This window comes from Herbidospora sp. RD11066, from assembly GCF_054661255.1.
In genome coordinates, this window is sequence record NZ_BAAGDO010000003.1 from 746,342 (window position 1) to 766,427 (window position 20,086).

21 protein-coding genes are annotated in these 20,086 nt (G+C 68.2%); 12 read left to right on the top strand and 9 right to left on the bottom strand.

From position 1 onward, the window contains the following. Nucleotides 1–814: 814 nt before the first annotated feature. The 3 genes from ACYQ78_RS15060 to ACYQ78_RS15070 all read left to right on the top strand — a co-directional run bounded on the left by ACYQ78_RS15060 (nt 815) and on the right by ACYQ78_RS15070 (nt 5,808). Nucleotides 815–3,205: a transglycosylase domain-containing protein gene (locus ACYQ78_RS15060; RefSeq protein ID WP_459801436.1), complete on the top strand. Its 2,391-nt coding sequence runs from the start codon at nt 815–817 to the stop codon at nt 3,203–3,205. Nucleotides 3,206–3,275: 70 nt separating this feature from the next. Beyond that, entirely contained in the window at nt 3,276–4,601 is a 1,326-nt protein-coding gene (locus ACYQ78_RS15065) for a glycosyltransferase family 87 protein (protein ID WP_459801437.1), read from the top strand. A 1-nt stretch (nt 4,602) separates the two neighbouring features. Continuing rightward, the gene (locus ACYQ78_RS15070) at nt 4,603–5,808 is read left to right on the top strand and encodes a glycosyltransferase family 87 protein (RefSeq protein WP_459801438.1); all 1,206 of its coding nucleotides are present in this window, start codon (nt 4,603–4,605) and stop codon (nt 5,806–5,808) included. Between the two features lie 37 nt (nt 5,809–5,845). Here the strand turns inward: ACYQ78_RS15070 and ACYQ78_RS15075 are convergent, their stop codons facing one another. Continuing rightward, complete coding sequence (locus ACYQ78_RS15075; RefSeq protein WP_459801439.1) at nt 5,846–6,616, bottom strand: deoxyribonuclease IV; 771 nt, start codon at nt 6,614–6,616, stop codon at nt 5,846–5,848. 111 nt (nt 6,617–6,727) lie between these two features. On the opposite strand from ACYQ78_RS15075, the gene ACYQ78_RS15080 reads away from it, so the two are divergent. Continuing rightward, nucleotides 6,728–6,904: a hypothetical protein gene (locus ACYQ78_RS15080; protein WP_459801440.1), complete on the top strand. Its 177-nt coding sequence runs from the start codon at nt 6,728–6,730 to the stop codon at nt 6,902–6,904. A 54-nt stretch (nt 6,905–6,958) separates the two neighbouring features. On the opposite strand, the gene ACYQ78_RS15085 is transcribed toward ACYQ78_RS15080, so the two are convergent. Next, nucleotides 6,959–7,267, bottom strand: coding sequence for a hypothetical protein (locus ACYQ78_RS15085; RefSeq protein ID WP_459801441.1), 309 nt, complete (start codon nt 7,265–7,267; stop codon nt 6,959–6,961). Between the two features lie 166 nt (nt 7,268–7,433). Here ACYQ78_RS15085 and rpsF point away from each other — a divergent pair, with 166 nt between their 5' ends. The 4 genes from rpsF to rplI all read left to right on the top strand — a co-directional run bounded on the left by rpsF (nt 7,434) and on the right by rplI (nt 9,120). Continuing rightward, the gene (gene rpsF, locus ACYQ78_RS15090; protein ID WP_459801442.1) at nt 7,434–7,724 is read left to right on the top strand and encodes a 30S ribosomal protein S6; all 291 of its coding nucleotides are present in this window, start codon (nt 7,434–7,436) and stop codon (nt 7,722–7,724) included. A gap of 68 nt (nt 7,725–7,792) precedes the next feature. Then, nucleotides 7,793–8,353 carry a single-stranded DNA-binding protein gene (locus ACYQ78_RS15095; protein WP_459801443.1) on the top strand — a complete coding sequence of 187 codons (561 nt, stop codon included), beginning with the start codon at nt 7,793–7,795 and terminating at the stop codon, nt 8,351–8,353. A gap of 65 nt (nt 8,354–8,418) precedes the next feature. Then, nucleotides 8,419–8,655: a 30S ribosomal protein S18 gene (gene rpsR, locus ACYQ78_RS15100; RefSeq protein WP_030452635.1), complete on the top strand. Its 237-nt coding sequence runs from the start codon at nt 8,419–8,421 to the stop codon at nt 8,653–8,655. A gap of 18 nt (nt 8,656–8,673) precedes the next feature. Then, the gene (gene rplI, locus ACYQ78_RS15105; protein WP_459801444.1) at nt 8,674–9,120 is read left to right on the top strand and encodes a 50S ribosomal protein L9; all 447 of its coding nucleotides are present in this window, start codon (nt 8,674–8,676) and stop codon (nt 9,118–9,120) included. A 70-nt stretch (nt 9,121–9,190) separates the two neighbouring features. On the opposite strand, the gene ACYQ78_RS15110 is transcribed toward rplI, so the two are convergent. Further along, nucleotides 9,191–10,501, bottom strand: coding sequence for an MATE family efflux transporter (locus ACYQ78_RS15110; RefSeq protein ID WP_459801445.1), 1,311 nt, complete (start codon nt 10,499–10,501; stop codon nt 9,191–9,193). Nucleotides 10,502–10,760: 259 nt separating this feature from the next. On the opposite strand from ACYQ78_RS15110, the gene dnaB reads away from it, so the two are divergent. Further along, nucleotides 10,761–12,122, top strand: a complete 1,362-nt coding sequence (dnaB, locus tag ACYQ78_RS15115; RefSeq protein WP_459801446.1) for a replicative DNA helicase — start codon at nt 10,761–10,763, stop codon at nt 12,120–12,122. Nucleotides 12,123–12,129: 7 nt separating this feature from the next. Here dnaB and ACYQ78_RS15120 read toward each other — a convergent pair whose 3' ends face one another. The 5 genes from ACYQ78_RS15120 to ACYQ78_RS15140 form a co-directional block, all read right to left on the bottom strand. Beyond that, on the bottom strand, nt 12,130–12,858 hold the full coding sequence (locus ACYQ78_RS15120; RefSeq protein WP_459801447.1) for a metallophosphoesterase: 729 nt from the start codon (nt 12,856–12,858) through the stop codon (nt 12,130–12,132). 10 nt (nt 12,859–12,868) lie between these two features. Continuing rightward, nucleotides 12,869–13,324 carry an SRPBCC family protein gene (locus ACYQ78_RS15125; protein WP_459801448.1) on the bottom strand — a complete coding sequence of 152 codons (456 nt, stop codon included), beginning with the start codon at nt 13,322–13,324 and terminating at the stop codon, nt 12,869–12,871. Between the two features lie 27 nt (nt 13,325–13,351). Continuing rightward, nucleotides 13,352–14,122: a helix-turn-helix domain-containing protein gene (locus ACYQ78_RS15130; protein WP_459801449.1), complete on the bottom strand. Its 771-nt coding sequence runs from the start codon at nt 14,120–14,122 to the stop codon at nt 13,352–13,354. A gap of 58 nt (nt 14,123–14,180) precedes the next feature. Beyond that, complete coding sequence (locus ACYQ78_RS15135; RefSeq protein WP_459801450.1) at nt 14,181–14,936, bottom strand: ABC transporter permease; 756 nt, start codon at nt 14,934–14,936, stop codon at nt 14,181–14,183. Between the two features lie 86 nt (nt 14,937–15,022). Beyond that, complete coding sequence (locus ACYQ78_RS15140) at nt 15,023–15,880, bottom strand: ABC transporter ATP-binding protein (RefSeq protein WP_459801451.1); 858 nt, start codon at nt 15,878–15,880, stop codon at nt 15,023–15,025. Nucleotides 15,881–16,013: 133 nt separating this feature from the next. On the opposite strand from ACYQ78_RS15140, the gene ACYQ78_RS15145 reads away from it, so the two are divergent. The 3 genes from ACYQ78_RS15145 (at nt 16,014) to dnaN (ending at nt 19,311) form a co-directional block, all read left to right on the top strand. After that, complete coding sequence (locus tag ACYQ78_RS15145; protein WP_459801452.1) at nt 16,014–17,498, top strand: sensor histidine kinase; 1,485 nt, start codon at nt 16,014–16,016, stop codon at nt 17,496–17,498. A gap of 6 nt (nt 17,499–17,504) precedes the next feature. Continuing rightward, entirely contained in the window at nt 17,505–18,152 is a 648-nt protein-coding gene (locus ACYQ78_RS15150; RefSeq protein WP_459801453.1) for a response regulator transcription factor, read from the top strand. A gap of 67 nt (nt 18,153–18,219) precedes the next feature. Beyond that, complete coding sequence (gene dnaN / locus ACYQ78_RS15155) at nt 18,220–19,311, top strand: DNA polymerase III subunit beta (protein ID WP_459801454.1); 1,092 nt, start codon at nt 18,220–18,222, stop codon at nt 19,309–19,311. Between the two features lie 3 nt (nt 19,312–19,314). On the opposite strand, the gene ACYQ78_RS15160 is transcribed toward dnaN, so the two are convergent. Beyond that, complete coding sequence (locus ACYQ78_RS15160; protein ID WP_459801455.1) at nt 19,315–20,001, bottom strand: FadR/GntR family transcriptional regulator; 687 nt, start codon at nt 19,999–20,001, stop codon at nt 19,315–19,317. Between the last annotated feature and the right edge of the window lie 85 nt (nt 20,002–20,086).

Below are 20,086 nucleotides of genomic sequence, written 5' to 3' on the forward strand. Positions count from 1 at the left end.
TGAGCGATGTATCGAGCTGATACATCTGCAGGATACGTCGCGTCGTTATAGCGTGCAACGTGGTCAACGGTTGGGCACGATTTGGCAAAGGGACGTAATCTTGCCCACATGTGGTCACAGCGGACGGGAGTGGCAGGAGGGTCGATGCGACCCGGAACCATGCCCGCACGCTGGGTAAAAGCACGGTCAGCAAGGGCCCCGATGGCCCATGAATCCGGCGAATACCCCTCTGGGTCGCCGGAGACCTGTCAAGGTTGTGACCGGAACCGTCTGGTGGTCTCGTACGTCCTCGGGACAGACGCCGAGTAGACGTCGATGAACATTCCCCACGAACTTTGATCGAGGACGCGTGAGTAACAGCAGCTATGGCCCGGGGCAGACGGGCGGCCCCTCGGAGGGTGCCGGACCGGCGCCCCGACCTGGGCGGCGCCGTCGCTCGCCCGCCGAATCGGCTCCCCCTCAGGCACCTCAGGCCCCGCAGCAGCAGCCGACCGGCGGCTGGGGACAACCCCCCGCCCCACCGCAGTTCGCCCCGCAGCACCCCGCCCCCCGGCCGTCCGCTCCGGGCCGCCGCCAGGAGGCCGCCTTCGAGGACACCGCCTCCATGGGCGCCGTTCCACCGCCCGCGGGTCCAGGCCGTCCAGGACCTGGTGGTCCCGGTGTGGGTCCAGGTGCAGGTGGGAGTCCCGGTCAACCCACGCGCATAGGCCGTCCACCCGGTGGCAACCTGCCTTACCCGCAGGGCCCGAAGCCGGGCGCGCCCGGCGCCACCGGCGGTTTTCCGCAGCGTCCCGTCGAGGGTGAGTCGACCCAGATGATGGGCGCCAACGGCGGTCGCCGCCGTCGTGGCGGCCCGCCGCAGGCCCTGCCCGCCGGTGGCCCCGGCGGTCCTGGTGGTCCGGGCGGGCCGAAGGGTCCCGACGACTTCGACGACGATGACGACGAGCCGCGCCGCCGCACCGGCTGGCGCCGATTCGTGCCGAGCTGGAAGATCGTCGTGGCGGGTGTCACGGTGACGATCGCCGGCGTGTTCGGGATGATCGCGATCGCCTACGCGAACACCCCCGTCCCCGACAAGAACGACGCGCAGGCCGAGGCGCTCTCCCAGGGCAGCACCATTTACTACGCCGACGGCAAGACGCCGATCGCGCACCTGGGCACCAAGCGCGTCATCGTCGACATCTCCAAGATCGCCCCGGTGTTCCAGGACGCCGTCATCGCGATCGAGAACGACACCTTCCGCGAGGACGCCGGCATCTCCATCCCCGGCATGTTCCGGTCGGTGTGGATGACCGCCACCGGCCAGCAGCTCCAGGGCGCCTCGACGATCACCCAGCAGATGGCCCGTAACTACTACGACGGCCTGAGCCAGGAGGTCTCGTTCAAGCGCAAGGTCATGGAGATCTTCGTCGCGGTGAAGATCAACAAGACCATGGAGAAGGACGAGATCCTCGAGCAGTACCTGAACACGATCAACTTCGGTCGGGCCTACGGCATCGAGGCCGCCACGCAGGCCTACTTCGGCAAGAAGATGACCGCGGCCAAGCTCGACGTGAACCAGGCCGCCTACCTGGCCGCCCGCATCCAGACCCCCAACTGGGACGCCGACGCCCCCGGCCTCCAGGCCCGCTTCAAGGACGTCGTCAACGCGATGGCCCGGGTCAACCCGGAGAAGTACGGCGACCTGCCGAAGACCGCCAAGTTCCCCAAGACCACCAAAGACCCCAGCCTCAACGAGATGGGCGGTCTGAAGGGCTACATGGTCTCCGTGGTCATCCACGAGCTCAAGGGCCGTGACCTGACCGAAGACCAGATCAAGAGCGGCGGCTACAAGATCGTCTCGACGTTCGACCAGAAGCTCATGCAGACGGCCCAGAAGGTCGTCAAGAACGTCATGAAGAGCGTCCCGAACAACCGCGAGGTGCACGCGAGCCTCGCGGCGGTCGACCCCACCAACGGCCGGGTGATCGCCTTCTACGGCGGCGACGACTACGTCAGGGACAACTGGAACGAGCCCTTCGACTCGGCCAAGCAGGCCGCCTCGGCGTTCAAGCCCTACGTCCTGGCCGCCTGGCTGGACGCGGGCTACAGCCTGAACAGCTGGCTGCCCGGCAACAAGACGGTGCCCGAGGTCATCCCCGGCCAGGCCACCGGCGGTTTCACCAACGACCACGGCGGCCCGTCGTCGATCAACGCGATCACGGCGACCTCGGCGTCGGTCAACACCGCCTACGTCTCGATGGCCTACAAGCTCGACGAGATGTCCGGCAAGATCGGCGAGCTCGACTCGGTGAAGCAGATCGTGCTCGACGCCGGGTTCTCCGAAGACCGGATGACCAAGGACATCGACGAGCACCACTACCAGTTCTCGATCGGCTCGGCCCCGGTCACCGCGGTCGAACAGGCCGCCGGATATTCGATCTTCGCCAACGCCGGCAAGCACGTGAACTACCACACGGTCAAGGGCGTCTACCTGGGCAGGGAGCTCAAGTACCCCGAGCGCAAGCCGGTCAAGCAGGTTATCTCGCCCGAGGCGTCCGCCGACGCGGTCGTCGCGCTGGAGGAGGTCCTCAAGTCCGGTACGGCCGGAGGCCAGGGCATCGGCCGCCCGGCCGGCGGCAAGACCGGCACCAACAACGAGGAGAAGGAGGCCTGGTTCGTGGGGTTCACCCCGCAGGTCTCCGCCGCCGTGGGCATGTACCGCGAGGAGTGCCGGACCAAGTCGGGCAAGGTCGTTCCTCCGGTCTGGGCCCGCTGCCCCTACTGGAAGGGCAAGACTCCGGAGACGGGCGACCCCAAGTTCACGATGGCCAACCCGTACAGCGAGCCCTACGAGGTGTCGCTGGGCTTCGCCGGTGCGAGCTTCCCGACGCGCATCTGGCGGGAGTTCATGCTCGAGGCGCACAAGAACAAGGAAGTCGCGCAGTTCCCGCCGAAGGCCGGGATCGGCACCCCCGAGGACATCGTGCCCAGCCCGACTCCGACGCCCAAGCCGGAGGAAGAGGTCATCGACGATCCCCAGGGCGGTCTTCCCTGGGAGGACGACGGCCAGCCCGGCGAGAGCGAGTGCTTCCCCGGCAGCCCCGACTGTGAGGTCGACATCCCCGACGGCGGCGCCGAAGTCCCCTTCGACGACCCGTTCAGTTCACCGGTCACACCGCCGCAGCCGCAGGCCAATCCGGCGTCCACAGGGCGCCGGTCGTAAGGTCCGGACTCGTCCAGGTCGGGGTGTCGCAGGTACAGTGCGACACCCCGACTCCTGATCGAATGGCCTCATGATGACCCGGACGACAGAAGCCCCCGGGCCGCGCGCCGCGGTGACCAACGGACTCATTCCGTACGTACCGCTGGCGCTGCTGGCCTCGTTGGGTGCGATCCTGGCCTATTACTGGAAGTCGGCCTGCCGGTTCGGCGGGGCCTGGAACTCCGGGATCGATCAGTACACGAACTTCTGCTACACCGACATCTATCCGCTCTGGTTCGCGCGCGGCCTGAATGAAGGAAAGATCCCTTACATTCAGGGCGACGTCGAATATCCCGTCGGCATCGGCGGGATCATGGAGTTCGTGCGCCGCCTGTCGTTCGGCGACGCCGTCGTCTTCTACGACATCACCGTGGTCATCATGGGCGTCAGCCTGGTGATCGGTGTTCTGTGCATGGCCGCGCTGGCCGGGCCGACCCGCAAGTGGGACGCCCTCTGGTACGCACTGGCGCCCGCGGTCATCCTGTCCGCGTACATCAACTGGGACCTGGCCGCCGGAGCGCTCGCGCTCGGCGGGCTGCTCGCCTGGTCCCGGGAGAAGCACTACTGGGCCGGGGCGCTGCTCGCGCTGGCCGTGGCGACCAAGTTCTACCCGCTGATGTTCCTCGGGGCGATCTTCCTGCTGACCGTGCGGACCGCCAAGTGGGTGCCGTTCCTGCAGATGCTGGGCACGGCGGTCGGGGTCTGGCTGGCGGTCAACGTGCCGATCATGATCGCCAACTTCGACGGCTGGACCCGCTTCTACACCTTCAGCAGCGAGCGCGGCGTCGACTGGGGCGGCCTGTGGTTCTTCTTCCAGAAGTACCAATGGGGCATCCTGGCCGACGGCGAACACCTGAACCTGATGGCGATGATCGCGGTGGGCATCCTGCTGCTCGGCATCGCGATCCTCACGCTGACCGCGCCGACCCGCCCCCGGCTGATGCAGATCTGCTTCCTCGCGCTGGCCGCTTTCATGATCACCAACAAGGTCTGGTCGCCCCAGTACGTGCTGTGGCTGATGCCCTTCGCGGTGCTCGCCCGGCCGAAGTGGCCGTCGCTGGCGGTGTGGCAGGTCACCGAGGTCTGGTACTTCTTCGCCATCTGGCTCTACTTCGTCGGGATGGACCCGGCCCACGCCGCGCAGGGCATCGGCGACGGCCCCTACTTCCTGGCCGTGTGGGCGCGGGCGCTGGCGGTCGGCGCTCTGATGGTGCTCGTCGTGCTCGACATCCTCATGCCCGGCCGCGACGCCGTCAGGGTCGCCGGGATCGACGATCAGGCGGGCGGGGTCTTCGACCGGGCGCCTGATCGGTTCGTGCTGCGCCGTCGACAGGTTCCAGCGACCGAAACGAGCTGAGATGCGCTACGCGGTGCCGGTGTGGCTGCTGACCCGGGTGCTCATCTTCCTGGCCGCGATGCAGATCATTCCGGTGGGCTTCCCCATGTCGTTCGAGAACGACATCAGGCTCTACTCCGACTGGTCGGACATCCTGCTCACCGGGCAGTTCCCGGACAACGACGAGAAGTGGCAGTATCCGCCGTTCGCGGCGGTGCCGATGCTGGTGCCGCACCTGCTGCCGTTCTTCGACTACCTGGTGTCGTTCTTCCTCATCGCGATCCTGTGCGACCTGGGGATCCTGCTGCTCATCTGGCGGTTCTGCCGGCGCACCGGCGGCGGGTCGGGGGCGATCTGGGCCTGGGTGTTCGGGCCGATCCTGCTCGGGCCGCTGCTGATCGCCCGCTACGACCTGATGGTGGCGATCTTCGCGATGGCGGCGCTGACGGCCTCCACCGACCCGGCGGTCCGGGGCGCGTTCATCGGCATCGGGTTCTCGATCAAGGTGTGGCCGATCGCGCTGCTGGCCGGGATGCGCCGCTGGCGCGAACTGTTCACCGGCGGCCTGTCGGCGCTGGCCGCCACCGTGGTGGCCTGCGGCGCGACCGCGCTCGTCATGCCCAACGCGCTCGACTTCCTCACCGCCCAGCAGGAACGCGGGCTCCAGGTCGAGTCGATGGCGGCCACGCCGTTCGTGCTGCTGCGCGCCCTCGGCCTGTGGGACGGCTTCTCCACCTACCAGCACGGCGCGATGGAACTCGCCGGCCCGGGGGTCGAGACCGCCACCCAGCTGGCCATCCTGGCCACCCCGATCGCGGCCGTGCTGCTGGTCGTGTGGTGGCTGCGGGCCCACCCGACCGAGGCCACGTTCTACGACGCGGCGCTGACGACGGTGCTGTTCCTCGTCCTCACCAGCAGGGTCCTGTCACCGCAGTACATGATCTGGCTCATCGGCCTGGCCGCCGTGGTGTTCTCGGTGCCGGGGTCGAGCCAGAAGCCGGTGGCGTGGCTGCTGCTGGCGGCCACCCTGCTGACCGGGATCACCTATCCGTGGGTCGAGGAACACTATTCGTGGAAGGGCGAACTGCCCGGCACGCTCGTGCTGGTCGCCCGGAACGCCGTGTTGCTCGTGGCGGCGGTGCTGTCGTTCGAGCGGCTGTGGCGGAGCACCCGCCGCCCTCTCCAGGGTGTGGACGAACCCGAACTGGAGCCCGTACCCACTTCTTGATCCCGGGAATCCGCAGATTTTATCCACAGGCTGTGGATTAAAGGTTCTTCCTGAGGAAGGCGATGTCCTCGGCCTGGCCGTCGCCGGGCGTCTCCACCACGATCGGGGCGCCCGCCTGACGGCAGATCTCCAGGATCAGCTCGGGGTCGATCTGCCCGTGGCCCAGGTTGGCGTGGCGGTCGGCGCCCGAGTCGAAGGCGTCGCGCGAGTCGTTGCAGTGGACCAGGTCGATGCGGCCGGTGATGGCCATGACCCGGTCGACGATGCCCGTCAGGTCTTCACCGGCGGCGTGGGCGTGGCAGGTGTCGAGGCAGAACCCGATCTTCTCGGGCTCGCGGGCCTTGGCGGTCACGGCGTCCCACAGCCGGGCGATCGAGTCGAGGTGGCGCGACATGGCGTTGTCGCCGCCCGCGGTGTTCTCGATCAGGACGGGGATCGGGCAGTCCATGCGCTCGAAGACCTTGGCCCAGTTGTCGTAGCCCTTCTGCGGGTCCTCCCCCTTGTTCAGGTGGCCGCCGTGCACGATCAGCCCGGTCGCGCCGATCTCGGCGGCCGCCTTGAGCTGCCCCTCCAGCAGCTTGCGGCTGGGGATCCGGATGCGGTTGTTCGTCGTGGCGACGTTGACCAGATAGGGGGCGTGGACGAAGACCTGCACGTCGGAGTCTCGGATCGCGTCGGCGCTCTCGGGCATGACCGGCCCCTTGAACCCCTGCGGATCACCGAGGAAGAACTGGACCACCTCCGCCTCTCGGGCGGCGGCGTGCGCCAGCGGGTCGTCTTGGTCGACATGAGCTCCGATTCGCACCATGCCTTCGAGCCTAACGGGGTTTTCGAGGGCGTTTCAAAGGTGATCGTCCGGGCAGTCGCGAGTGCGGTTGACGCGCCCTGTGACTCGCGCGTCGCGACATAAGGAGACGACATGCGCTACCGGGTCGGGAGTTTCCTCCTGCTGATCTACATCCTGGTCGGCATTTATGTGGCGTGGGTCTACGACTACCTCACGCCCGGCATTCTTCGCACGATCGCCGAGGCCATTCTTTCGATCTTCCTCTGGTTCCTCGTCCTGCTCGGCGTGGACCTGCATATCGGTGGATAGCTTCATGAAAAAGGGCCGTGGCGGGAGTGCCACGGCCCTTTTTACGTACGTTCGTCAGATGAAGCCGCCATGGGCGATGCCCAGCCCGGCGCCGACGAAGGAGCCCACGATGCCGATGATGTTGAACACCCGCTGAGGCGTCGTCACCGAGATGAACTGGGAGAACAACCCGCCGAGGAAGCCGACCGCGCCCAGCCACGAGGCCGGGACGTGCAGGACCACGATGAACCCGAAGATGAAGGCGAAGACCCCGATCGCGAACACCGACAGACACAGGGTGTTCTGAAGCCTGTGGGGCCGGCCGTCGGTGTTGAGCGTGAGCCTGCGCGGCGGACGTGCGACGGGATCCAAGATGTGTGGCATTGGCGCCACCCCCTTCTCCTATCCTCCCTTGAGGATTCCCGGACCGGCCGGGACACAACCGCCGCCCTGGTAGCCTTGACAGGCCGCGTCTGCTAAAGACGCGTGTTTTTCCTCCTGTCACGGCAAGTCGTCGTGGCCGCAGAGTCCAGAGGAGGTTGGATTCCGCATGCGTCGATACGAGATGATGGTCATCCTCGACCCGTCCCTCGATGAGCGCACCGTGCAGCCCTCACTCGACCAGTTCCTGGCCGTCGTTCGCAACGACGGTGGCACTGTCGAGAAGGTTGAGGTCTGGGGTCGTCGCCGGCTGTCCTACGACATCGACAAGAAGGCCGAGGGCATCTACGCCGTCGTCGACCTGTCGGCCGAGCCCGCCACGATCAAGGAGCTGGACCGTCAGCTCAACCTCAATGAGGGCATTCTTCGTACGAAGGTGCTGCGTCCCGAACTTCACTGACGTTTTGTCGGAGCCTGGCTTTACGCTGGGCGACTAATACGTCGGCGGGATACGAAAGGCAACGACCGATGGCAGCAGGCGACACCACAATCACCATCGTCGGCAACCTTGTCGACGACCCGGAGCTCCGCTTCACGCCCACGGGGCAGGCGGTGGCCCGATTCCGCATCGCGTCCACTCCGCGGTTTCTCGACAAGCAGACCAACGAGTGGAAAGACGGCGAGGGCCTGTTCCTCACCTGCAACGTCTGGCGACAGGCGGCGGAGAACGTCGCCGAGAGTCTCCAGCGCGGCATGCGGGTGATCGTGCAGGGCCGGCTGCGCCAGCGGTCGTACGACACCAAGGAAGGCGAGAAGCGCACCGTCTACGAGGTCGAGGTCGACGAGGTCGGCCCCTCGCTGCGCAACGCCACCGCCAAGGTCAACAAGACGGCCCGTCAGGGTGGCGGCGGTGGAGGCGGCTTCGGCGGCCCCGCCAACGACCCCTGGGCCTCGGCGTCCCCGGCTCCGTCCGGTGGCGGCGGCTTCCAGGGCGGCGGTAACAGCGGCGGTGGCGGCGGCTACGGCGGCGGCAGCCCTCAGGGCGGCGGCGGCTTCGGCGGCGACTACAGCGACGAACCGCCTTTCTAAACTCCACCCGTTAATCACCGAGCGACCATTCCCGCTTCGTGCGGGGCTCTGAAAGGAGCACCACGATGGCCAAGCCGGCACTGCGCAAGCCCAAGAAAAAGGTTTGCCTGTTCTGCCACGACAAGATTTCCTACGTCGACTACAAGGACACGGGCCTGCTGCGGAAGTTCATTTCCGACCGCGGCAAGATCCGCGCCCGCCGGGTGACGGGCAACTGCACTCAGCACCAGCGTGACGTCGCCACCGCGATCAAGAACGCCCGCGAGATGGCGCTGCTGCCCTACACCTCGACCGCGCGCTAAGAAAGGAGCCTTGGACAAATGAAGCTCATTCTGACGACTGAGGTCTCCGGCCTCGGCGCCCCCGGCGACATCGTCGAGGTCAAGAGTGGCTACGGCCGCAACTACCTCATCCCGCGCCAGTACGCGATCCTGTGGACCCGCGGCGCCGAGACCCAGATCTCCTCGATCAAGAAGGCGCGCGACGCCCGCGAGATCCGCGACCTGGGCACGGCCAAGGAGGTCGCCGGTCAGCTGGGCGCCCTCAAGGTCAAGCTGAAGACCAAGGCCGGCGCTTCCGGTCGCCTCTTCGGCTCGATCACCACGGGCGACATCGCCGACGCCGTCAAGGCGGCCGGTGGCCCGATCCTCGACCGTCGTCGCATCGTCATCGACAACGCGATCAAGACGACCGGCACCCACCGGATCAGCGTCAAGCTGCACCCGGAGGTCGCCGCCTCGGTCGACATCGAGGTCCTGGCCAACTAGGCCGGTCTTTTCGACACGAGCCCCTTCCGGCCTCGCCGGAGGGGGTTTTGTCGTTGCGGGGCCGTCGGGGTCAGGCGCTGGTGGTCTTCGTCGTGGTCGGGCCGCCGATCAGCCATTTCGAGCCGTAGGCGCGGGTGCCCAAAGTCATCAGGCGGGCGGTCATCCACACGCCGATGGCCAGCCACAGGCCCGGCAGGCCGCCCGCGAGCAGCGCGAACGGCAGGAAGGCCACGGTGGTGGCGACCGCCGCCCAGGCCAGGTAGCGCTGGTCGCCGGCGCCGATGAGCACTCCGTCCAGGACGAAGACCACGCCCGCCAGCGGTTGCTGCACGGCCGCGATCCAGAGGATCGACCCCAGCGCGGCGGTGACGGCGGCGTCGGCGTCGAACAGGCCGGGGACGAACGGCCCGGCGGCGAGCAGGCCCAGGGCGAGGACCACGCCGGAGCCGATGCCCCACAGGGTCATCCGCCAGGTCGCCCGCCGGGCGTCCGTCAGTGCTCCGGCGCCGAGTTGGCGGCCGATGATGGCCTGGCCGGCGATCGCGATGGCGTCCAGGGCGTAGGCGAGCAGGGTCCAGATCTGGAACATGATCCCGTGCGCGGCCACCTGGGCGGTGCCCATCCGGGCCGCCATCACGGTGGCAACGACCAGCACGATCCGCATGCAGAGCGTCCGGATCAGGATCGCGACCCCGGCCAGGCCGGACGCCTTGATGCCCGTGACGTCGGGGCGCAGCGAGGCGCCCTCCCGCCGGGCGCCCCTGACCACCATGACCAGGAAGGTCACCGCCATGAGGGTCTGCGCGGCGGCCGTGCCGGAGGCGGAGCCCGCCAGACCCCAGCCGAGCCCCAGGACGAACCAGGCGTTCAGCGCCGCGTTCAGGGCGAACCCGCCGACGGAGACGACCAGGGGAGTCAGGGTGTCCTGGAGGCCGCGCAGGACCCCCGTACCGGCGAGGACCAGCAGCATGCCCGGGGCGCCGAGCAGGCTGATCCGCAGGTAGGTCACGGCGTCGCCGACGACGCCGGGCTCGGCGCCCACCAGCCCGACCAGCCACGGCGCCAGCGGCCAGACGACCACGACCACGACGACCCCGATGCCCGCCGCCAGCCACAACCCGTCCATCCCCCGCTGGACGGCCTCGCGCCGCGCCCCCGCCCCGATCCCCCGCGCCACGGCGGCGGTGGTGCCGTAGGCCAGAAAGACGCATAGATTGACGACGGTCGCCAGAATCGTGCCCGCGACGCTCAAAGCGGCGAGCGGGCCCGTGCCGAGGCGCCCGACGATGGCGTAGTCGGCCAGCAGGAAGAGGGGCTCGGCGACGAGCGCCGCGAACGCGGGGATGGCGAGCCGGAGGATCTCGCGATCGTCGGGGGACATGGAAGTCATTCTGCCTGGGACAAAAAATCTTTTATCCACAGGGGGTGGATAACGTTTCAGCAGCTCAGAACGTTATCCACAGACTTGTGGAAAGGTTATACACAGGCTAATCCCCAAGCTGCCCACACCCTTGGGGCTGTCGTCCACAGGTTGTCCACAGGGTTATCCACAGGGCTGCGTTGCCGTTGGTGTGAGGTGGCGGGAAACTGTCGGAGGCGTCATCTACAAAGAGAGTGGGTGAGCGAGGGGGGAGGGCAAAGTGAGCGTCGTCGACTTCTCCGGCGGTCCTTCCGAGCCGTCGTTCGAACGAACCCCGCCTCACAACATCGAGGCCGAGCAGTCCGTCCTCGGCGGCATGATCCTCTCCAAAGACGCCATCGCCGATGTCGTCGAGGTCCTGCGCGCCGACGACTTCTACCGGCCGGCCCACCAGATCATCTACGAGATCATCACCGACCTCTACGGCCGGGGCGAGCCCGCCGACGCCGTCACCGTCTTCAGCGATCTGCAGCGCCGGGGCGAGGTCGGCCGCGTGGGCGGCGGCGCCTACCTCCACACGCTGACCGCGGTCGTCCCCACCGCCGCCAACGCCGGCTACTACGCGAAGATCGTCCGCGAGCAGGCCGTGCTCCGCCGCCTGATCGAGGCCGGCACCCGCATCGTCTCCTACGGCTACGGCGGCCAGAACGAAGAGGTCGACGACCTGGTCGACCGCGCCCAAGCCGAGATCTACAAGGTCACCGAGCGGCGAACCTCCGAAGACTACCTACCGCTCTCCGAGATCATGCCCGCCGCCCTCGACGAGATCGAGGCGATCGGCAGCCGTGGCGGCCACATGGTCGGCGTCCCCACGGGCTTCCAAGACCTCGACGCCCTGACCAACGGCCTCCACCCGGGCCAGATGATCGTCGTCGCCGCCCGCCCCGCCATCGGTAAGTCGACCCTGGGGCTAGATTTCGCACGATCTGCGGCCATTAAGCACGGTATGACCACTGTGGTCTTCTCGCTGGAAATGTCCAGAAACGAGATCACCATGCGTCTGCTGTCCGCCGAGGCCAGGGTCGGCCTCCACAACATGCGCGCCGGCACCATGACCGACGACGACTGGACTCGCATGGCGAGACGCATGGGCGAGGTCGCCCAAGCGCCGCTGTTCATCGACGACTCCCCCAACATGTCGATGATGGAGATCCGGGCCAAATGCCGCCGGTTGAAGCAGCGCAACGACCTCAAGTTCGTGATCGTCGACTACCTCCAGCTGATGAGCTCCCCGAAGAAGACCGAGAGCCGCCAGCAGGAAGTGTCGGAACTGTCCCGAGCGCTCAAGCTGCTGGCCAAGGAGCTCGAGGTCCCGGTCATCGCGATCTCCCAGCTGAACCGTGGCCCCGAACAGAGAACGGACAAACGTCCCCAAGTTAGCGACCTTCGCGAATCGGGATCAATCGAGCAGGACGCCGACATGGTCATCCTGCTGCACCGCGAAGACGCCTACGAGCGCGAGTCCCCCCGCGCCGGCGAGGCCGACCTGATCGTGGCCAAGCACCGAAACGGACCGACCGCCACGGTCACCGTCGCCTTCCAGGGCCACTACAGCCGCTTCGTCGACATGGCCGCCCACTGACGACGCCCTACGGAACCACCCGATAGTGCGTGACCAGGTGTTCCCCGTCGTAGATGTGCAGCGCGAACCACGGCGGCTGTTCCATCGACACCGGCGGGCGTGACTCGCTCTCATAGGGCGTGAACGCCGTGCTCACCACGCCGGGCCCGACCAGCAGGGGGAGCCCGGCGAAGGTTGTCGCGGCCCCGGTGTGGGCGTGGCCCGAGAACACCGCCACCACGTTGTCGTGGCGCCCGAGCACCTCGGCCAGGTCGGCGGGGTTGCGCAGGCCGATGCCGTCGACATAGGGGCTGTGCAGGGTCGAGGCCTGGTGGTGCATGCCGACGAACGCCTGCCCGGGTGCCTCGGTGAGGGTTTCGTCGAGCCAGGCGAGGGTGGGGTCGTCGAGGCGGCCCTCGGCGCGGCCGGGGATGCTCGAGTCGACCAGGACGAGGCTGATCGACCCCACCCGCAGCACCTGGTTCACCGGGTCTTCGCCGGTCGAGTCGAGCAGGACCTCGCGGAACGGGCCGCGGGCGTCGTGGTTGCCGGGGCAGACGATCGTCGGGTGGCGGGTGGTGAGGAGCTTGCGGGCGATCTCGTATTCGGCGGGGGCGCCGTTGTCGGCGACGTCGCCCGTCACGATCACGGCGTCGACCGCGAGGCCGTCGATGTGGCGCATGACCCGCTCGGCTCGTTCGGTGGCGCGGGGGCCGCCGTCGATGTGGGTGTCGCTCACATGGGCCACGACGATCATCTCGACCTCCTTAGACGGGTCCTCCCACGCTACCCGTCAGCCTTTCGACGAGGATGCGCGCTCGGGCGAGCTGGACCTTGCGGGCCTCACCGGCCGCGAATCCCATGAGGAGGGAGGGGGCGGACAGGTTGAGGACGTCGTCCACGCGGGTGCCGGAGCCTTCGGAGCTGAGGGCGAAGCGGTAGGCCATGCGCACCCCGCCCGGGCTCTTGACGTCTCCCCACACGGCGCTGTCGTCGTTGAAGAGCTCGACCGCGATGGGGTTGTGCCACTTGATGACCTTGAAGAACTGGAACCGTTCGATGGAGACGTACCTGACGACTCCTGGGGTCGACCTGTCCACGTCCTTGACGGCGACGACGATCGGGGAGAGCCCGATGTAGTTCTCCGGGGTCGTCAGGTGTTCCAGGACGACCTTGGGTTCGACGTCTATGTGGAACGTGTTCTTCAACACCTGGTCCGGCACGCTGGGCCTCCGGGGTAGAACCTGATCTTATCCCGCGAATTGTGTCACTTCTCGGCGGGTGTGATCGTCGGCCGGAAAGAACGATTCGATGGCCAACTCGGCCACGGTCACGTCAAGGGGCGTGCCGAAGGTGGCCATGATGCTGAAGAAGCGCAGTTCGCCGTCTTTGTGGCGCAGGCGGAGCGGGATGAAGATGTCGCGCGGCCCGGGGAACTCCACTTCGGGTTCGGGCTGGTCGCAGGGGTAGCCGCGGAGTTCCTCGTACAGGGAGGAGAGCTCGGGGTCGCCGGTGAAGGCGATCTGGCGGCGGAGGCGGTGGAGCAGGTGGGCGCGCCATTCGCCGTGGTTGACGATGCGCGGGGCCAGGCCGTCGGGGTGGAGTGAGGCGCGCAGGACGTTGGCGGTCAGGTCGGGGTCGATGTCGCCGGCGAGCAGCGTGAGGCCGGCGTTGGCGTCCACGAGGTTCCAGCGCTGGTCGACGACGACGGCGGGGAAGGGCTCGTGGCCGGTGAGGACCTGCCGGATGGCCGCCTGAATGGCGGCCATCCGGGGGGAGCTGAGGGAGGTCTCGCCGTAGACCGGGGCGAAACCGGCTGACAGCAGCAGCCGGTTGCGCTCCCGGAGCGGCAGGTCGAGACAGTCGGCGATGCGCAGGACCATCTCGCGGCTGGGGCGGGCCCGGCCGGTTTCGAGGAAGCTGATGTGCCGGGTGGAGATGTCGGCGGCGACCGACAGGTCGAGCTGGCTGAGGCGGCGGTTCTCGCGCCACTCGCGGAGCAGCGGGCCTACTGCGGTCATCGTCACACCTCCGAACCTAGATACCGAGGGGTCAATCGGGCGATTACCCGGCGGGTAATCACGACCACCGGAAGAACCGGACGGCCGCGGCCGCGGCCGCCGCGCCCCATGCGACCATCACGCCGATGTGCAGCCACTGGGCACTTCCGTTGGCCAGCACCTCGACGATCGCGGCGCCGAACGCCCCCGACGGGGTGAAGTCGGAGACGATGCGCAGCGCGTCGGGCATCAGGTCGCGGGGGACCCACATGCCGGCGAAGAACAGGCTGGGGAAGAACGCCGCCATCCCGAGGCCCTGCACGATCCGCGAGGTGGGGCTGAGCGCGGCCAGCAGCAGGCCGATGGCGAACGACGACACCATGCCCAGCAGGAGTACCCCGGTGAAGGCGAGCGGCGCGCGGGGGAACGGGACGTCGTACACGAGATTGCCCAAAGCGAGCATGAGCACCGTGGTGAGCAGCGTCGTGGCGATGTTGATCACCAGCTGCACGCCGAGGACGGTGACGGGGCTGACCGGGGTGGTCGACAACCGGCGCAGGATGCCGCGCTCCCGGTAGACCACCAGCACGGTCGGGAGCAGGGAGAACGCGCAGGTCAGGACCGACAGAAGGATCATCAGTCCGGGCAGGTGGGTGTCGATGGGGCGTACCCCGGTGGCGGGATCGACGTCCTGGAAACCGGGGATCGTGCCGCCGAGGATCAGGAACAGCGCGAGCGGGAGCCCGATCGCGAAGAAGATCGCCGCGGGTTCGCGCAGGTAGAGCTTGGTCTCGACGGAGGTGAGGCGGCGGACCTGGGGGAGAGTGACGGCCATGTGAGGCAGAGCTCCTTGGAAGTGTGGTTCAGGTGGTCGTGGGTCGGGATCCCCGGCTGCCCGCCGGAGAGGGTGGTCGCGCCGGGTCACTCGCCGGTCAGGGCGAGGAAGGCGTCGTCCATCGAGCCGGTCTCGGTCTTGATGTTGGAGACGGCGGTGGCGGGGAGGGCGGTGACGACGGCGCGCAGGACGTTCTCGTCGCCGGTCACGGTCACCTGGCCGGCCTCGACGGTCACCGAGTGGACCTCGGGCAGGTCCTTGAGCCGGTCGACGGGGACGGTCGAGCGGAAGGTGACGCGCTGCAGGCCGCCCGACCGCGCGATCAGCCCGGCGGGGGTGTCGACGGTGAGGACGACGCCCTGGGAGATGACCGCGACCCGGTCGCAGAGGCGCTCGACTTCTTCCATGAAGTGGGTCACCAGCAGCACCGTCACGCCGCGGTCGCGGATGCGGGTGATCAGGTCCCAGGTCTCGCGGCGGGCCTGGGGGTCGAGGCCGGTGGTCAGTTCGTCCAGGATCGCGACCTTGGGGTTGCCCACCAGGGCGAGCGCGATCGAGAGCCGCTGGCGCTGGCCGCCCGACAGTTTGGCGAAGGCGACGTTGGGGTCGAGGCCGACCTCGTCGAGCAGGGTCTGGACCGGGGCGGGGTTGGCGTAGAAGGAGGCGTAGAGGTCGAGCGCCTCACGGACGCGCAGCTTGTCGGGCATCATGCTCTCCTGGAGCTGCACGCCGACCTGCTGCTTGATGTCGTCGACGTCGACGCTGACGGTCCCGCCGTCGGGCCTGCGCAGGCCCGACACACACTCGACGGTCGTGGTCTTGCCGGCCCCGTTGCGGCCGACGATCCCGTAGATCTCGCCCTCTTCCACGGAGAACGAGACGTCCTTGACGGCGATCTTGTCGCCGTACTGCTTGCGCAGGTTCTGCACCGTGATGATTGCCATGCCGAGAACGCTAGAAATCCGCGAGCTCGGAGGTAATGCGTCTGGTAACCCAGCAGGGGTGGAGGAAACCCCACCCCCTCAGGGCGCCTTCACCCACTCCCCCCGGGGCCGGGCCGGCGTCAGACTGAAGCGCATGAAGCAGGTCAGATCGCTCGGCTATGGGCTCGCGCTGTTCGCGTTGATCGTGGTCCAGATCCCGGTCGCCGTCGTGGCGATCGTCGGGGTGCTGATCTCCACGCTCCTGGGCATGGTGTTCCTCTTCGAGCCGACCATGCGGTTGATCCGCTTCCTGGCCGGGATCGACCGCATGCTCGTCCACCGCTGGGTGGGGATCGAGATCCCCGTCCCCTACCGGCCCCGGCCGCCCGCGCTGGTGCGCGGCCGCGACGGCTACTTCCACCACAAGGGCAAGCGGCACCGCAGCGCGGTGTCCCCCAAGATCGACATCATGCTGGCCTGGGCGGTCACCGACCCGGCGACCTGGCGCGAACTGATCTGGGTGATCATCGACCCGTGGACCAGGACCGTCCTGTGCCTGGGCCCGACCTATGTGATCGGGTGGGGGATCTGGGAGACGGTGACCAAGGGCCACTACTGGGGCCTCCTCGTCGCCGTCGCGGCCTTCTTCGCCGCCCCGGTCGCTCTCAAGATCTATGGCCTGTACGCCCTGGGCCTGCTCGGCCCCACCGCCAACGCCCATCTGGTCGGGCAGGTCAACCGCCTCAACCAGGTCAGGGCCGACCAGGTCGACCTCCAGGCCGCCGAGCTCCGCCGGATCGAGCGCGACCTCCACGACGGCGCGCAGGCCCGCATGGTGGCCGTCGGCATGACGATCGGCGCGGCCGAGCAGCTCGTCGACAACGACCCGGTCGCGGCGAAAGCGCTGCTGGTGAAGGCGAGGGAGTCGTCGGCGACCGCGCTTCAGGAGCTGCGGCAGCTCGTCAGGGGCATCCACCCTCCGGTGCTGGCGGAGCGGGGGCTCGCCGACGCCATCAGGGCGCTCGCGCTCGACAGCCCGCTGAAGGTCAAGGTCCACACCGACCTGATGGAACGGCCTGAGTCGCCGGTGGAGTCGGCGGTCTACTTCGCCGTGAGCGAGCTGCTGGCCAACGCCTCCCGGTACGCGTCCAAGGTGACCATCGACGTGAGCAGGCGTGGCCGGGCGCTGCGGGTGACCGTGACCGACGACGGTCCCGGCGGCGCGAAGGCCGTTCCCGGCGGGGGCCTGGCCGGCATCGAACGGCGGCTGGCGGCCTTCGACGGCGTGCTGGCCCTGTCGAGCCCGCCCGGCGCCGGCACCACCGCGACGATCGAGGTACTCGACGCGCTCGGCTCCGCCGAGGAGGACGAATCGGTCAACGCGATGCCGTCGGGCTGGCGCGGGGTGCTCTACGGCGTCTGCTGGGCGCTGTGCTGGCTGCCGCTGATCCCGCAGGGGCTCGTGGCGACGTTCATGCTGATCTTCCAGGCGGACGAGCGGTCGTGGTTCCTGGCGCTCTACATGCCCGACCCGTTCAAGTGGCCGACGGTCGCGTTCATGATCGCGCTGGGTGCGACCATGCTGGCCACGGGCATCAGACTGTCCCCGTCGCCGGGCAAGACCCCGGGCGTATGCTGACCGATCATGAGGGTCGTACTCGCCGAAGACCTGCACCTGCTGCGCGAGGGGCTCGTCCACCTGCTCCGCGCCCACGAGTTCGACGTGGTCGCGGCGGTGGAGTCGGGCCCCGAGCTGCTGGAGGCCCTGGTCACCCACCGCCCCGACGTCGCGGTCGTGGACGTGCGGCTCCCGCCCACCTTCACCGACGAGGGGCTCCAGGCGGCGCTGGCGGCGCGTAAGCAGGTGCCGGGCTTACCGGTGCTGGTGCTGTCGCAGCACGTCCAGCAGCTCTACGCCCGCGAACTGCTCGCCGACGGCACCGGCGGCATCGGCTACCTGCTCAAAGACCGGGTGTTCAACACCGAGCAGTTCATCGACGCCGTGCGCCGGGTGGCGGGTGGCGGCACCGCGATGGACCCCGACGTGATCGCCAAGCTCATGGTCAGCAACGCCCGCAACGAGCCGATCGCCCGGCTCACCCCCCGCGAACGCGAGGTCATGGAGCTGATGGCCGAGGGCCGCTCCAACGCCGCCATCGGCCAGCGCCTCTTCCTCAGCGAGAGCGCCGTGGGCAAACACACGGCCAGCATCTTCGGCAAACTCGACCTGGCCCCGAGTGACGACGACAATCGGCGGGTATTGGCGGTTTTGGCGTACCTCAATGGTCGTTGACGGCGGATTTTGTCGGTGGTGATGGGTAGCGTTTCGTCACTGCCAGTGGTGAGGTCGGAGGTCAACGGTGAAAGTCCAGGTCAACCGCGATGTGCTGGCTGAGGCTGTGGGCTGGTGCGCCCGGGTCCTGCCGACCCGTCCGGCTCTGCCGGTCCTGACCGGTCTGCTCCTCGACGCGTCCGGTGAGCTGCGGATCTCCGCGTTCGACTACGACGTGTCGGCCCGCGCCGAGGTCGACGCCCTGGTGGCCGAGCCGGGCCAGGTGCTGCTGCCGGGCCGGGTGCTCGCCGAGATCGTCCGCAGCCTGCCCGGTGAGGTCGTCGACATCACCACCAGCGGCACCGAAGCGGTGCTGACCTGCGGAAGCGCAGAATTCGGCCTGCTGACCATGCCGGCCGACGACTTCCCGATCCTGCCGCCGATGCCCGCCAAGGTCGGCGCGGTCGGCGGCGGCCTATTCGCCGCGGCGGTCGCCCAGGTCGCGGTGGCCGCCAGCCGTGACAACACGCTCCCGATGCTGACCGCGATCCGGGTCGACACCGACGGCGTCAACATGACGATGGCCGCGACCGACCGCTACCGCATCGCCGCCCGCGACTTCCTGTGGCACCCCGAGGGCGAGGCCACCACCCACGGCGCGATGATCCCGGCGAAGGTCCTGGTCGACGTCGCCAAGTCCCTGCGCGCGGGCGAGGTGAGCGTCTGCCTCGGCGGGAACGTCGCCGGATTCGAGAGCGCGGGGAAGTCGACCACGGTCCGCCTGCTCGACGAGCAGTTCATCGACTACCGCTCCCGGCTCAGCGGGAACTGGGGCATCACCGCCACGGTCAGCGTGCAGCCGTTCCTTGAAGCGATCCGCCGCGTGGCCCTGGTGTCAGGCTCGAATTCGGCCGTACGCCTGTCGTTCTCCCAGGGCCAGGTGCTGATCCAGGCCGCGGGCGACGAGATCGGCCGGGGCGCCGAGGTGATGGCGGCCGAGCTCGACGGCGACGACATCCTCATCGCCTTCCAGCCCCACTTCCTGCTCGAAGGGCTGGCCGGGGTCGAGACCGAGCAGGCGGTTCTGCACCTCGAATCGCCCACCCGCCCGGCGTTGATCACCGATGCGGGCGACGACCCGGCGTTCCGCTACCTCGTGATGTCGCTTCGCCTGCCGTGAGAACTAGTCGAGCTCACCGGTCTCGGTGAGGGCGATCAGGATGTGCTCCATGCACGCGTGGCCCGCGTGCTCGGCGGCCGTCGCGTCGCCTGAGGCGATCGCGCGCAGAATGCCGTCGTGGGGGATGTAGTTCTGCTCCAGCGACCCACCGGCCGCCGCGATGCTGGTGCGCAGCGCCGCCGAGAAGTCGACGTAGAGGTCGATCAGCACCCGGTTGTGGGTGGCCTGCACGACCGCGACGTGGAAGGCCAGGTCGGCCTCGACGAACGCGTCGACGTCTCCCGACGCCCAGGCCTGCTCGCGCCGGGTCAGCGCCGCCTGGATCTCGACGATGTCGCTGTCGCTGCGCCTCGTCGCCGCCAGCCGGGCCGCCTCGACTTCGAGGGCCCGCCTGACCTCGAGGATCTCGAGCTGCTCGGCCGCCCGGAGCCGTCGCGCCATCGCGCCGGACAGCTCACTGATGGCCCTGACGTAGGTGCCGTCGCCCTGACGGCAGTCGAGCAGCCCGGCGTGGGTCAGCGCCCGCACGGCTTCACGCACCGTGTTGCGCCCCACACCGAGCTGCTCGGCCAGAACCGTCTCAGTAGGGATCTTGCCGTTCAGCTTCCACGATCCCGAAGTGATCTGCTCCTTGAGCTGATCGATCACCTGGTCCACGAGAGACGCCCGCTGCGCCGTACGCAGACTCACAACAGTCCGCCTCCTAAGGGGAAACCAGTCATCCCATGAGTCAATGACTGGTCGACCCTAATTATTCCAGAGCTTTCGGCACAAA

Coding starts and splice junctions, on each gene's coding strand:
- rplI (WP_459801444.1), top strand. CDS start 8,674: ATGAAGCTCATTCTGACGACTGAGGTCTCCGGCCTCGGCGCCCCCGGC.
- ACYQ78_RS15130 (WP_459801449.1), bottom strand. CDS start 14,122: ATGACCGCAGTAGGCCCGCTGCTCCGCGAGTGGCGCGAGAACCGCCGC.
- ACYQ78_RS15135 (WP_459801450.1), bottom strand. CDS start 14,936: ATGGCCGTCACTCTCCCCCAGGTCCGCCGCCTCACCTCCGTCGAGACC.
- ACYQ78_RS15075 (WP_459801439.1), bottom strand. CDS start 6,616: ATGGTGCGAATCGGAGCTCATGTCGACCAAGACGACCCGCTGGCGCAC.
- ACYQ78_RS15095 (WP_459801443.1), top strand. CDS start 7,793: ATGGCAGCAGGCGACACCACAATCACCATCGTCGGCAACCTTGTCGAC.
- ACYQ78_RS15065 (WP_459801437.1), top strand. CDS start 3,276: ATGATGACCCGGACGACAGAAGCCCCCGGGCCGCGCGCCGCGGTGACC.
- ACYQ78_RS15070 (WP_459801438.1), top strand. CDS start 4,603: ATGCGCTACGCGGTGCCGGTGTGGCTGCTGACCCGGGTGCTCATCTTC.
- ACYQ78_RS15085 (WP_459801441.1), bottom strand. CDS start 7,267: ATGCCACACATCTTGGATCCCGTCGCACGTCCGCCGCGCAGGCTCACG.
- ACYQ78_RS15150 (WP_459801453.1), top strand. CDS start 17,505: ATGAGGGTCGTACTCGCCGAAGACCTGCACCTGCTGCGCGAGGGGCTC.
- ACYQ78_RS15080 (WP_459801440.1), top strand. CDS start 6,728: ATGCGCTACCGGGTCGGGAGTTTCCTCCTGCTGATCTACATCCTGGTC.
- ACYQ78_RS15140 (WP_459801451.1), bottom strand. CDS start 15,880: ATGGCAATCATCACGGTGCAGAACCTGCGCAAGCAGTACGGCGACAAG.
- ACYQ78_RS15120 (WP_459801447.1), bottom strand. CDS start 12,858: ATGATCGTCGTGGCCCATGTGAGCGACACCCACATCGACGGCGGCCCC.
- ACYQ78_RS15110 (WP_459801445.1), bottom strand. CDS start 10,501: ATGTCCCCCGACGATCGCGAGATCCTCCGGCTCGCCATCCCCGCGTTC.
- ACYQ78_RS15145 (WP_459801452.1), top strand. CDS start 16,014: ATGAAGCAGGTCAGATCGCTCGGCTATGGGCTCGCGCTGTTCGCGTTG.
- ACYQ78_RS15060 (WP_459801436.1), top strand. CDS start 815: ATGATGGGCGCCAACGGCGGTCGCCGCCGTCGTGGCGGCCCGCCGCAG.
- rpsF (WP_459801442.1), top strand. CDS start 7,434: ATGCGTCGATACGAGATGATGGTCATCCTCGACCCGTCCCTCGATGAG.
- rpsR (WP_030452635.1), top strand. CDS start 8,419: ATGGCCAAGCCGGCACTGCGCAAGCCCAAGAAAAAGGTTTGCCTGTTC.